The sequence below is a fragment of the Brevibacterium sp. UCMA 11752 genome (assembly GCF_021532235.1).
GTDB lineage: Bacteria > Actinomycetota > Actinomycetes > Actinomycetales > Brevibacteriaceae > Brevibacterium > Brevibacterium antiquum.
Genome location: NZ_JACBOS010000003.1, coordinates 1,562,757 through 1,575,254, shown reverse-complemented (window position 1 = coordinate 1,575,254; position 12,498 = coordinate 1,562,757). Strand labels below are relative to the sequence as shown.

Annotated in this window: 11 protein-coding genes; 3 read left to right on the top strand and 8 right to left on the bottom strand. The window is 63.9% G+C overall.

What is annotated here, in order from left to right; translation table 11 throughout:
- Window positions 1–105: 105 nt before the first annotated feature.
- The 3 genes from HU144_RS07005 to pdxH form a co-directional block, all read right to left on the bottom strand.
- On the bottom strand, window positions 106–915 hold the full coding sequence (locus HU144_RS07005) for a C40 family peptidase (RefSeq protein ID WP_235350713.1): 810 nt from the start codon (window positions 913–915) through the stop codon (window positions 106–108).
- Between the two features lie 466 nt (window positions 916–1,381).
- Window positions 1,382–2,068 (bottom strand): metal-dependent transcriptional regulator, encoded by a 687-nt coding sequence (locus tag HU144_RS07000; protein ID WP_235350712.1) that lies wholly within the window; start codon window positions 2,066–2,068, stop codon window positions 1,382–1,384.
- Window positions 2,069–2,321: 253 nt separating this feature from the next.
- Entirely contained in the window at window positions 2,322–2,993 is a 672-nt protein-coding gene (pdxH, locus tag HU144_RS06995) for a pyridoxamine 5'-phosphate oxidase (protein ID WP_235350711.1), read from the bottom strand.
- A gap of 178 nt (window positions 2,994–3,171) precedes the next feature.
- Here pdxH and serC point away from each other — a divergent pair, with 178 nt between their 5' ends.
- On the top strand, window positions 3,172–4,329 hold the full coding sequence (gene serC, locus HU144_RS06990) for a phosphoserine transaminase (protein ID WP_235350710.1): 1,158 nt from the start codon (window positions 3,172–3,174) through the stop codon (window positions 4,327–4,329).
- Window positions 4,330–4,710: 381 nt separating this feature from the next.
- Here the strand turns inward: serC and HU144_RS06985 are convergent, their stop codons facing one another.
- The 5 genes from HU144_RS06985 to HU144_RS06965 all read right to left on the bottom strand — a co-directional run bounded on the left by HU144_RS06985 (window position 4,711) and on the right by HU144_RS06965 (window position 8,618).
- Entirely contained in the window at window positions 4,711–5,208 is a 498-nt protein-coding gene (locus tag HU144_RS06985; RefSeq protein ID WP_235350709.1) for a DUF456 domain-containing protein, read from the bottom strand.
- Window positions 5,209–5,320: 112 nt separating this feature from the next.
- Window positions 5,321–6,580 (bottom strand): MFS transporter, encoded by a 1,260-nt coding sequence (locus HU144_RS06980; RefSeq protein WP_235350708.1) that lies wholly within the window; start codon window positions 6,578–6,580, stop codon window positions 5,321–5,323.
- 9 nt (window positions 6,581–6,589) lie between these two features.
- Window positions 6,590–7,498 carry a DUF3027 domain-containing protein gene (locus HU144_RS06975; protein ID WP_235350707.1) on the bottom strand — a complete coding sequence of 303 codons (909 nt, stop codon included), beginning with the start codon at window positions 7,496–7,498 and terminating at the stop codon, window positions 6,590–6,592.
- On the bottom strand, window positions 7,498–7,878 hold the full coding sequence (locus tag HU144_RS06970; protein ID WP_143920554.1) for a cold-shock protein: 381 nt from the start codon (window positions 7,876–7,878) through the stop codon (window positions 7,498–7,500). The genes HU144_RS06975 and HU144_RS06970 overlap by 1 nt, the downstream gene beginning before the upstream one ends.
- Before the next feature lie 509 nt (window positions 7,879–8,387).
- Entirely contained in the window at window positions 8,388–8,618 is a 231-nt protein-coding gene (locus HU144_RS06965; protein WP_235350706.1) for a hypothetical protein, read from the bottom strand.
- Window positions 8,619–8,690: 72 nt separating this feature from the next.
- Between HU144_RS06965 and HU144_RS06960 the strand changes: the two genes are divergently transcribed.
- On the top strand, window positions 8,691–10,802 hold the full coding sequence (locus HU144_RS06960) for a helicase-associated domain-containing protein (RefSeq protein WP_235350705.1): 2,112 nt from the start codon (window positions 8,691–8,693) through the stop codon (window positions 10,800–10,802).
- Window positions 10,803–10,860: 58 nt separating this feature from the next.
- Entirely contained in the window at window positions 10,861–12,495 is a 1,635-nt protein-coding gene (locus HU144_RS06955; RefSeq protein WP_198396538.1) for a DNA repair helicase XPB, read from the top strand.
- The last annotated feature ends 3 nt before the right edge of the window (window positions 12,496–12,498 follow it).

The following is a 12,498-nucleotide window of genomic DNA, read 5'->3' as shown; positions in this document are numbered from 1 at the left end:
GCACATGGTTGGCATGGCGCGGATTTCTGACAATCAGGTACGCAAAAACTCCCCGTCTGACTCGAGGACCGTCGAGTCAGGCGGGGAGTTTCTGAGTGAACTGAATCAGAGAACGCGGATGAAGGTGACGTCACCCATCCAGCTGTAGCTACGCTTCGAGGTGCCTGACCCTGGGGATCCGGCGTCGTACATCTGTCCGTCACCGGCGTAGATGCCGACGTGACCTGGGTGCCAGATGAGGTCACCGGGCTTGGCCTCCGACTGGGAGACGACCTGGCCGGCTGCTTTCTGTGCACCGGAGCTGCGAGGAAGGTTGACGCCGACCTTGCCGTAGACCCAGGCGGTGTAACCGGAGCAGTCCCAGCCGCTCTGCGAGGTTCCACCGTAAACATATGGGGTGCCGACGCCTTTGCCGGCCCAGCCGATGACCTGCTCGGCTTTGGAGCCGTCGATCGAACCGGCATCGGAGCCTTTGCTCTCGCCTTTGTCACCGGAATCTGAGGTGCCGGCGTTTGCGGAATCGCCTGAAGTGTCTTCGGCGGTCTCAACGGGTTCTGGCTTCGGCTCAGGCTTCGGAGCAGCCTTGGCGGTGACGGTCTGGACGTCGGCGCTGAAGGAGGAGTCCTGCTTCTTGTCCTTGTCCTTGGAATCGTCGTCAGCATTGACGGTCGCGGTCTGGTTCTTGAACTCGACCTGTGTCTGAGCTTCTGACTCGGCGGAGACTGCGACGTTGTCGTCGGCTCCCTGTCCTGCTGCCGGAAGGACTGCTGCGGTGAGCAGACCACCGCTGGCAGCGACAACGGCTGCGCGGCGTCCGAAGACGGCGGAGTTGGCGTTCAGGATTTCTGTCAGTTCGGTCAATGGAGTCTTGACCTTGGCTTCAGCGGCGCGGCGGCCATGCTGCTTAATTGCCACGTTTCCCTCTCGTCACCTATTGGAAAGAATCCCAACCGCCACTCTCGGTCCTTAGAAATTTCGCATCGAGCGTGGCGCGCGGCTCTCGAGGCAAAGTCGTCACTTTCGTGAACAACCTCCACAACTGTAACCAATCAGTGACCGATTGTCACGTTTCTGTCACGAACCTCGTCCGCCACTACGGAGGTTTTCCATAAACGTGCAGGTCAGAGGCCTAAAATTGACGTAAATGTTCGTAACATTGGCGCGTTATACGACACGGCCCAGGGGGTGTTCTGACACTCCCTGGGCCGTGCTCAACAGCATTTTGTAACAAATCGATCCTGATCGAGACCATCGGCCGTGACCGAGCTGTCTCGGCGCCGGTTCTGCCAACGAGGCTTGCTTCTCGACGAAGCTTCATTCTCTACAGGGCCGACCACTCGGCAAAGTTCACTTCTTGCCGAGGGCTGCCTCGGGAAGGAACTTACTTCTTATAGGCGAATACGTGTGAAGCAGTATCCAACGGCAGGTCGAGCACATCCTGTGCACCCGGAACCTGGACCGTGATGTACTCACCGTTGCGTGAGATCTCGACATCGCTGTCCGGCAGAACACCTGCGACCTGGAACTGCTGCAGCAGGTGGATGTCGACCTGCAGGGGTTCAGCCAACCAGGCGATTCGAAGCTCCTTCGCCCCGTCGCGAGCGACAGCCGTCGCCAGATCGACGACCTCGGTGCCTGGCGTCTGCTTTCCACCGATCATGTCAAGGCCGGGGATCGGGTTGCCGTACGGGCCCGAAGCGATCTCGGGGAGCAGGGTGACGAGTTTGCGTTCGACCTGCTCGCTCATCACATGCTCCCATCGGCATGCCTCGTCGTGGACGAGTTCCCAATCGAGTCCGACGACATCGGCGAGGAGCCGTTCGGCCAATCGGTGCTTGCGCATCACCTCGGTGGCGATCCGACGTCCCTCGGCCGTCAGCTCCAGATGACGGTCGTTGCTCACATGCAGCAGTCCGTCACGCTCCATCCGCGCCACGGTCTGTGAAACGGTGGGACCGGAGTGATCCAAACGTTCAGCGATTCGAGCGCGCAGCGGCACGATCGACTGCTCCTCAAGCTCGATGATCGACTTGAGGTACATCTCAGTTGTATCAATGAGGTCGTTCACTTCAGACCAGCCACTCCACTCTTCGTCTTCAGGCCCATTCGACCATTTCAGGCGTTCTCAGCAACAATCCTATCCCGCGTACGTCCAATCACGTATGTTCAACCGACGTTGACGTCGACCGCTCAATGCGCAATGGAGGAATCACCGGGGCGATCCTTCGACCTCGACGCCTGGACCATGATCCCGCCTGCCCGCTCAACGCTTGAAGTGAGGCGATTATTTCGCTGCTTCCTCGTCTCAGCTGAAGCCGAATTCAGGGGTAGAGACGGACAGGGTTCCACGCGGCCGCCTCTGAGAGATCCGCCGGCTCGTGACTGCCATCTGCACGGCGGAATGCCCACCGATCGTGGAACCGATTCTTCTGCCCCTGCCAGAACTCGATCTCGAAGACGCGGACTCGGAATCCTCCCCAGTGATCGGGTCGGGGCACCTCCTTGTCCGCGTACTCTGCGAAGGCGGCATCGTATTCTGTCTGCATCTGCTCCCGTCCGCTCACGGGCTGGGACTGCTTCGACACACTGGCCGCAATCTGGGACCCATGGGGGCGCACGGCGAAGTACGCGTCCGAGTCCTCGGGTGCGACCTCCTCGGCGAGGCCCCTGATCCTGACCTGTCGTTCCATGTCGTGCCAGGGAAAGTTCACGGCCACTCGTGGATCGGCGCGCAGCTGACGCCCCTTGGCGGAGTCGTAGTCGGTGAAGAACATGAACCCGGTCTCATCGATGCCCTTGAGCAGAACGATCCGTGAGGACGGTCCCCATTCGTCGAGGGTTGAGACCGTCATCGCGTTCGGCTCGCGGACGTGCTCCGCGGCCTCGTCGTACCACTGTCGAAACAGCGCGAGCGGCGAGACCTCGGGATGGTCGAAGGTCGGTGACTCGTAGGACTTCCGGGTCTGCGGCAATCGGTCGACTGGCTCACTCATACCTTCACTCTACGGCGAGCCGGTGACACGAGTCATCGGCGACCTGCACACGTCGTCGCATGAGCGCACAACTCATCGCCGAAGCAACCGTCGGACAGGACTCGATCCAGCCCTGACATGTCTCCCCATGACGATGCCGGTCATCGCCCACACGTGGGTGCGTCGTAGAATGTCGAGCGTGACTGCCACGAATATAACGATCCCAAACGAACTCCTGCCCGCCGACGGACGATTCGGAGCCGGTCCGGCTCGCATCCGCAAAGCCCAGATCGAGGCGCTGAACTCCGCCGCCGCCAATGTGCTGGGCACCAGCCACCGCCAAGCACCCGTGAAGAAGCTGGTCGGTCGCATCCGCACCGGCCTGGCCGAACTCTTCAACCTGCCCTCAGGCTACGAGGTTGTCCTCGGCAACGGCGGATCCACCGCCTTCTGGGACGTCGCCGCCTTCGGACTCGTGCGCCAGCGGGCCGCACACGCGACATTCGGCGAGTTCGGTCAGAAGTTCGCCAAGGCCACCGATGAGGCCCCACACCTGCAGGACTCGCTGATCCTCAAGGCCGAGCCAGGCACCTCAGCCATCCCCTCCCCCGCTTCCTTCGCCGAGGCGGCCGGGTCCTCCGATGCTGCGGCCGACGTCTATGCCTGGCCGCACAACGAAACCTCGACCGGTGTCGCCACTACGATCACCCGCCCCGAGGACATCGACGAGGACGCGCTCGTCGTCATCGACGCCACGTCAGGTGCCGGTGGTCTTCCTGTCGACATCACCGCGACCGATGTCTATTACTTCGCACCGCAGAAGAACATGGGCTCCGACGGCGGCCTGTGGGTGGCGATCATGTCTCCGAAGGCCATCGCCCGTGCCCAGGAGATCAAGGATTCGGGCCGCTGGATCCCCGCGTCCCTGGATCTCGTGACCGCGATCGAGAACTCCCGCAAGGATCAGACCTACAACACCCCGGCCGTGACGACGCTGGTGCTCCTGGCCGAGCAGATCGAGTGGATCAACGGCAACGGCGGCCTCGAGTGGGCCACCGCCCGCACCCGTGAAACCTCCGGTTTCGTCTACGACTGGGCCGATGCCGCCGAGGTGGCTCATCCCTTCGTCGAGAACCCTGAGGATCGCTCATCGGTCGTGACCACCATCGACTTCGACGATTCGGTCGATGCGGCCCTCGTCGCCTCGGTGCTGCGCAACAACGGCATCGTCGACGTCGAGCCCTATCGCAAGCTGGGCCGCAACCAGCTGCGCATCGCAACGTTCGTCTCCGTCGATCCCGAGGACGTCAAAGCCCTGCTGGCAAGCATCGACTTCGTCATCGACGCCCTGGCCTGAATCTTCGTTCGGGCCGGGCGCCCTGGCCTGAAGCTTCGTCACTCCGGGTGCCGACGGGGTCGGTGCCGTTCCCGGCGAACACTTTCAGCACCCCGCACCCGCAGCTCCAAAACATCTCACTGCAAAGGGGTGTTTAGGAGCTGCGGGTGCGGGGTGCTGAACTCTCTGTGGGCGAAGTGGCCGGCGGGAGGACGTGCGACTACCGGTGCGTGATGTGGTGCAAAGAACCGGCACGAGGCACCGCCAGGTCGAAAACTCCTTGTTGCAACGGTTGTTTTCCGCACTAACGGTGCCTTTTGCACAGGTGGCCCCCGTCTCCCGACGGCATAAGTGGCCCCCGGCTTCCGAGGGTGCAGGTGGCTTCGGCTCCGGCCCCGGGCCTCAGCCGAGGAAGTGGATGAGGGTTCCGATGCCGAAGGTGATGGCTGCCAGCAGGGCGAGCAGGAACTCGAGAGCGGTGCCGATGCCGATCGCCTTGAGTGATTCCCAGCTGGAGTCCCAGGCTTCCTTGGCGTCCTGAAGGCGCATGTGTTCGGCGAGGTAGAGGCCGGCGATGAAGCCGATCGGCAGGCCGACGACGGGAATCACGAAGAACCCGATGATGCCGAGGACGCCGGCCAGCAGCACGGATTTGTTGGGGACCTGCATCGCCTTGAGCTTTCTGCCTGTGAGCACCAAGGAGGCGCTCATGCCGCCGGCGACGAAGACTGCGACGATGGCGAAGATGATCCAGGCCATCGGCCCACCGATGACGATCGCCCACACCAGCACGGCAATCGCGATGAGGATGGATCCCGGCAGAACGGGCAGGATGATGCCGAGGCAGCCGACGAGGATCGCCAGTCCGACCAGCACCGAGGTGAGAATGTCCGCGTTCACTGTCTGTCCGATCTGTTGCTCATGGGGCTCCCAATATTAAGGGACCAAGCTCCGCGTCACGCTCAGGATGGCGGACGACTGCCGAGCTAGCTCCCAGCCTCAAGCTCGGCACTCAGGGCCGGCCGAGATAGCTCACGTGGAGACGGATGCGAGATTTGGGGTCATAGCTCAGGCGCAGGTTCTTCGACACGATCATCCACACCAGGCCGACGCTGAAGGCGATGATGCCCGAGGCGGCTCCGACGCCCATCGCCATCCGCGGTCCGTACGTATCGGCGACCCAGCCGGCCAGCGGGGCACCGATGGGAGTCCCGCCCATGACGACGGCTGCGTAGATCGCCATGACCCGACCGCGATAGTGCGCGGGAGTCGTCGTCTGAACATAGGCATTGGCCGAGGTCATCATCGTCAACGACGCGAAGCCGACGAGCATCAGCGAAGCCGCGAAGACAAAGTAGTTGGGTATCAGAGATGCTGTTCCCACCGCAAGGCCGAATCCGCCTGCCGCGCCGAAGATGAAACGCAGCCTCGGCTTCTCCCGCTTCGCCGAGGCGAGTGCTCCGGTCACGGATCCGATCGCCATGACGGAGTTGAGCAGACCGAAGCCGCTGGCGTCCTTGCCGAACTCGATCTTGGCCATGGTGGCTGTGTAGATGTTGAAGTTGAATCCGAAAGTCGCGACGATGAAGAGCACGACCAGCACGATCGTCACATCGGGACGTCTGCGCAGGTATTTGAAACCACCCAGAATCCCGCCCTTGCCCCTGCGCCCCGAGGGGTGCAGCCGGGTCTGATCCAGACGAATGAGCACCGTCAGGGTCGCAGCGAACCCGAGTCCGCTGATGAAGAACACCGGCCCGGCGCCGATGAGTGCCGTCAGCACGCCGGCGACGGCGGGGCCGATCATGCGGGCACCGTTGAACGATGCGGAGTTGAGGCTGACTGCGTTGGGAAGCAGCTTCTCACCGACGAGCTCAGAGACGAAAGCCTGTCGGGAAGGGTTGTCGAGGGTGGCCAGAATGCCCAGGGCCAGAGCCGTCAGGTAAACGTGCCAGAGGACGATGACGTCGGTGATGACGAGCACGAACAGGAGCAGTCCTACGGCCCCCAGCAGCGTCTGGGTGACCATGAGCAGCTTGCGCTTGGAGAACCTGTCGGCGATCGCTCCTGCGAAGGGGAACATGATGAGCTGTGGGCCCATCTGCAGCGCCATGGTGATGCCCAGGGCCGAAGCATTGTTGTTCGTCAGGTAGGTGAGGACGAGCCAGTCCTGGGCCGTCCTCTGCATCCACGTTCCAGTGTTCGAGATCAGTGCACCGGCGAACCAATGTCGGTAGTTCGGTTCAGCCAGTGACCGGAACGTGTGCGCCATCTCGGTGTGTCAGCCCTCCTGGAACTCGAGTTCGCCGGCGGAGTAGTCGTCAACGACGGCTTCGGCAGGATCTGTGCCCTGCCGGCTGACGTCGGTCTCCGAATGGGCTCCGCAGCCGAAGTCGAGTGCGACGACCTTGCCGTCGGCCGGGGACCAGCCGTTCGCGCAGACTCCGAACTTCTGTCTCAGCGATCCGGCCAGCGGCATGAGGTATCCGCAGCTGGAGCAGTGGGCCGAGGCCTTCGCCGCGAAATCCGATTCAGCGCCGGTCTCCGATTCGGCCCACCTGGTAGCGGCCGATGAGATGCCTTCGGGCGAGAGCACCCGGCGGCGGCCGAGCCCGAACTCAAAATTCGGTATCTCGTCCAGATTGCCGTCCGAGGTCTCTTCGACCTGTTCGAAGCCCTGCTGCAGATTCGGATCGTCCTCGACCTTCGGCAGGGTGTCGCGAGGAGTCAGATCGCCGGGTTCCACACGCTGATCCCAGGGGATCCATTCCGGTGCGACGAGGGAGTCGGGGCCGGGCAGCAGCGCCGTCTCGCAGACCGTGACCTTCTTCGACCGAGGGGCACGGGCGAGCACCGCGACCCAGCGCCAACCGCGGTAGGTCGGATCGGTGCACGCGAAGTAGTGGGTGACCAGGCGGGTACCCTCGGCCAGCGTGCCCAAGTGGTCACCGATCACGGAACTGCCGGCAACCTCGGCGATGGCAGAACGCGCAGTGTCGATGGCCGCGGCCAGCTGTGTATCGAGGACGACCTTCTCGGAGCTCGCCCGCGGCGCCTTGGCCGGCTTCACCGGCGCTGCGGCCTCAGCCTTGACAGGTGCTTCAGCAGCCGACGCCGCCTCGGCGGGCGCAGGGTCGTTCGTCGGCTCGGCACTCTGGCCGGCCAACCAATCACTGAAGAGTGATGACATCAGGACTCCAAATCGTCGGCAATTGCCCGCAGCAGTGAGGCTACCTTGTTCCCGTGGGAAGAATCGGGGTAGCGGCCGTGCTGCAGTCCGTTGTTGAGGTCATCGAGTACTTTGATGACATCTTCCACCATAACTGCCATGTCTTCGGCCGGGCGTCGGCGGACCTTCGCCACCTTGGCCGGGCCGGAGAGCAGCCTGGCCTTGAGGACCTGGGCCCCGCGTCGGGAATCGACCACATCGTAGTCGAGGCGGGTGCCCTTGGTGACCTCAGCGTCCTCGGGCAGGACTGAGGAGTGGAGGAAGGCCTGTGAGCCGTCCTCGGCGATGACGAAGCCGAAGCCCTTATCGACGTCGAACCATTTCACGCGTCCGGTTGGCATGATGTCCTTTCCTGGTGCTGCTCGTAGTTGGTATTGCTAGTAGTCGGTGTTGCTGGTAGTTGGTGTTGCTGGTGGTTCGTCAAGCTCGTACATGGTGATGCTCAGTGGTGCATGGCCTCAGAATCTGCCCCCATCGCTTCGCTCAGCCGACAGTTCGACCTGACCGCAGCTTCGCCTGACCGCATTTCTGCCGGACTGCGGTGGCTTCGCCCGGCTGCGACGACGCGGCCCAGGATCCGATCCGGATCCGATCTCGCTGTGTGCTCGTCCGGTGTGCTCGTTTGCCGTCTCATCGCCCGAACGTCAGTCGAAACGGTGTGCTGGCCGGTGCTGGCCGAACAACGACCGATTCGCCCTAGAAGCCGACGGTGACTGTGGCCAGCCTCGGCGCGGAGCCGTCATGGTGGGGTTGGCGCTCGGCGCTGACTTCGCGACCACCCCGCACCTCGCTGCGAGGCGATCGCTTCAGCGGAAGTGCGTGTGCCGGCGACAGCGCCCGCGGGAGAGTTTCAGCTCTGGCCCACCTCGGTCTGTCTGCGTCTCAGTGCTGCTCTGACCAGGGCCAGTGCGACCAAGGCGAATGCGATCGGGAGGAGGATCATCGGCAGATATGTCAGCAGGTGCGACGGGGCGTAGCCCATCCAGGCCTGGCCCAGTACGCCCATGAGCGCGACTGCGCCGATCAGGGCGGCGGCAACGGCTACGACGACGATGATGGTGTCGACACGCTTGGCTGACAATGCTCGTCCTTTCCGAGATCTACGAAGGTCTTCTACCCATCTATTGTAACCCTCACGGTAAGCTGAACAGCGATGTCAATGACCTTCAGCCAGTGGCTGTCCCACAGTTCCGATACCGACTTCGAGTCCTTCGTCCGGACCCGTCGCGATCTCCTCCAACCAGAGTCTCCGACGATCCCCTCGCTGGCCGCGGCAGCTTCCTCGCGCATCGGCGTCTCCCGAGGCATCGAAGCACTGACCTCAACCCAGCTCGACGTCTTCATCGACATGGCCAAGGCAGCACGCACCTCGGCCGACATCACCGTGGGTGAGAATCGTCATATCGACGACACCCTCGCCGAGGTGGTCCTCCCCCGGCTGCGCGACCTGGGCCTGGCCTGGCCCTCGTCTGAAACCACCTGGCGAATCCAATCGGAGGCCATCACGCTGCTGCCCACCTCGGCGGCCGAATCCGCGCGGGCACATCCGTGGCAGGTTGCGACGTCCGAGCTCGACACGAGCGCCGAGAAGATCCCGACGGCGCTCATCCACAACAGCGAACGTGCCGCAGTCGCAGAGGTCATCTCCTCCCTGCGCGGGCTCGTCGATGAATTGGCCAGCTCCCCGATCTCCCGCCTGACCAGCGGCGGCATCTCCAAGCGGGACGTCACACGGATCGGGAAGACCATCGACCTGGGGCTCGAGCAGACGATCACCCTGCTGCTCGCAGCGAAGTCGCTGAACCTCATCGGCGTACTCGATGACCCGCTGGATCCTCAGTGGACGGCCAGCGACGATGCCGCCGATGTCCTCGAAGGCGACAGGGCGCAGCTGTGGGCTGCACTGATGACGTCCTGGCTGCGCGAACCCCTCGACGTCACCCAGCTGGCGGCCGGGGCGAGCGCCAACGAACGCCTCACCGTTCTCGCCTCTCCGAAGAAGTCCCTGTTCAAGGGGTTCAGCCAATCGCAGCCGACGATGCCGCTGCTGCGCTTCACGATCGTGGAGATTCTGCGCGACATCGGGCAGGGATCCTCACGCTCCGCCGAATGGATCCACGCGCAGGTCCTGGCCACCCATCCGCTCATCCCCGCGCACGATTTCGCGATGACCGAAGCGATCCTGCACACCGCCGGTGCCTTCGGTCTGGCGACGACTCCGCTGCAGAATTCCGAGCATTTCGGGCCCAGCCGGTTCGGAGTCCTCCTCGCCGAGGGCCTGCGCCAAGCGATGAGCGACCAGGCCGCCCACGACCCGTCGATCGCACCGGTGAACTTCAGTCTCGAGGGTCTCGATGTGCCCACCGATGTCGTCGAAGCGGTGGGGCTCGGGCTCGTCGATGAGGTCGAGACCGTGCTCATCCAGTCCGACCTCACCGCTGTGGCGACTGGGCCCATCGAACCCAGGGTCCATCACATCCTGCGCAGGTTCGCCGTCGTCGAAGCTCGCGGGCAGGGCACCGTGTATCGCATCGACGCGGACACGATCGAAGCGAGCATGCAGGCCGGCGTCAGCGCCGAGGATGCCTTGGCCCAACTCGCCGAGATCAGCGCCGAGGCCCTGCCGTCGACGTTGAACTTCCTCGTCGAGAACACGGCTTCGAAGCTGCGCCGGGTCCGGGTTGCCGGTGCCCGCGCCGTCCTCGTCGTCGATGACCCCGTCGACCTCGACGTCATCCTCTCCGACCAGGCCATGATGCCGGCCGGCCTGGAACGCCTGACGCCGACCGTGGCGATCGGGCAGCTGGGGCCCGAACGCACCATGCACCTGCTCGAATCCGCCGAGCACCATGCCATGCTGCACTCGCCCTCGGGACCGGTGCGCAAGCGCAAGGTCATCACTCAGGCCGACCCGGAGGTACATCTGCGCAAACGCGCACGGGTCGACGATGCCCACCTCGACGATTACATCCGCATTCTGCGCTCCCCCGGGGCTCGCTCGGCCCCGGCCACGAGCACGGACGAGCCGCTGGGACACATGGATCGCCTCCGAGAAGCCGCCGAGGCGGGCCAGCAGGTCACGATCACGCTCGCCGACTCGCACGGGAAGGAGCGCGTCATCGACATGTTCCCGGGCACTGTCAACGGTGGGCGCGTGCGGGGCAAGGTGAAGACCACCGGCGCCGAGGCGTCCCTGTCGATCGCGCGCATCGTCAGCGTCGATGTGGCCGGCGTTGGGTCCGACGGGGTGGAGGAACAATCCTGAGGGTGCAGGCGTTGTGCCCTCGGAAGTCACCTCGGCGTGGAAAGAAGCAGGAACTTACATGAACGGTCCGTTGATCGTGCAGTCCGACCGGACTGTGCTCTTGGAGTCGGGGCACCCCCTGGCCGTCGAGGCGGCCGTAGCGATCGCGCCGTTCGCGCAGCTGTCGCGGACGCCGGAGTACATCCACACCTACACGATCACCCCTTTGGGGCTGTGGAATGCCCGGGCCAGCGGACATGACGCGGAATCCGTCGTCGACGTCCTCCTCGAATTCGCGAAGTACCCGGTGCCCCATGAGCTGCTCGTCGACATCGTCGACATCATGGATCGCTTCGGAGTCCTCACCCTCGTCGACAATCCGATCCACGGACTGACCCTGACCTCGAGCGACACCGATCTGCTCGCCTCGCTCATCAGCCAGCCGGATCTTGTGGGCAAGTTCGGCAAATCCCTCGATGCCGAATCTGTCCTCGTCCATCCTTCGGAGCGCGGTGAGCTCAAGCATGCGCTGCTGCAGCTGGGTCATCCCGTCTCCGACCATGCCGGCTATGTCGACGGTGAGGCCCACGAGATCGCCCTGTCCGATGATGCCCATGGCGGGCAGTGGCATCTGCGCGACTATCAGAAGGAGGCGATCGACCACTCCCTGAGCGGAGAGTCCGGTGTCGTCGTCCTGCCCTGCGGTGCGGGCAAGACCATCGTCGGGGTGGCCACGATGTCGCGGGTGCAGACGACGACGCTGATCCTCGTGACGAACTCCGTCGCCGCCCGACAGTGGAAAGACGAGATCCTTGCACGCACCTCGCTGACCGAGGACGAGGTCGGGGAGTACTCGGGATCGACGAAGGAGATCCGGCCGATTACCATCGCCACCTATCAGGTGCTGACGACCCGCCGTAAGGGCTCCTACCTGCATCTGGAACTCCTCGATGCCAAGGACTGGGGGCTGGTCATCTATGACGAGGTCCATCTTCTGCCGGCACCGATCTTCCGTCTGACCGCGAGCCTGCAGGCCAGGCGGCGGCTCGGACTCACGGCGACTCTGGTCCGTGAGGATGGGCGAGAGGACGAGGTGTTCTCCCTCATCGGGCCCAAGCAGTACGAGGTGCCGTGGAAGGAACTCGAACGACTCGGCTACATCGCCACCGCCTCCTGTCACGAAATCCGCGTGCGCCTCGACGGAGGAACACGCACGGCCTATGCACGTGCCGATGGTGAGGACCGGTACCGACTCGCGGCCACCTCGGATGCGAAGCTGCCGATCGTGCGCGAGCTCGTCGCCGACCATCCCGATGCGCAGATCCTCGTCATCGGGCAGTACCTCGATCAGCTCGAGGAGATCGGGGCAGGCCTCGACGCACCCGTGCTGACAGGGCAGACCCCGGAATCGCAGCGCCAGGAGCTGTTCCGCGAGTTCCGCACGGGCCAGATCCCAGTGCTTGTGGTGTCGAAGGTCGCGAACTTCTCAGTGGACCTGCCCGCCGCCTCGGTGGCGATCCAGGTCTCCGGCGCCTTCGGGTCCCGGCAGGAGGAGGCCCAGCGTCTTGGCCGGATCCTGCGACCGAAGGAGGACATGGGCTCGGCGACGTTCTACACCGTCGTCGCCGCAGACACCGTCGATGAGCACTTCGCGGCCCAGCGCCGCCGCTTCCTCACCGAACAGGGCTACAGCTACGACATCGAGGTCCGCTGAGCG

Excerpts from the sequence above, each read along its gene's own strand:
- pdxH (WP_235350711.1), bottom strand. The coding sequence starts at position 2,993 with ATGAGTGAGCCAGTCGACCGATTGCCGCAGACCCGGAAGTCCTACGAG.
- HU144_RS06960 (WP_235350705.1), top strand. The coding sequence starts at position 8,691 with ATGTCAATGACCTTCAGCCAGTGGCTGTCCCACAGTTCCGATACCGAC.
- HU144_RS06975 (WP_235350707.1), bottom strand. The coding sequence starts at position 7,498 with ATGTCATCACTCTTCAGTGATTGGTTGGCCGGCCAGAGTGCCGAGCCG.
- HU144_RS06955 (WP_198396538.1), top strand. The coding sequence starts at position 10,861 with ATGAACGGTCCGTTGATCGTGCAGTCCGACCGGACTGTGCTCTTGGAG.
- HU144_RS06980 (WP_235350708.1), bottom strand. The coding sequence starts at position 6,580 with ATGGCGCACACGTTCCGGTCACTGGCTGAACCGAACTACCGACATTGG.
- HU144_RS06970 (WP_143920554.1), bottom strand. The coding sequence starts at position 7,878 with ATGCCAACCGGACGCGTGAAATGGTTCGACGTCGATAAGGGCTTCGGC.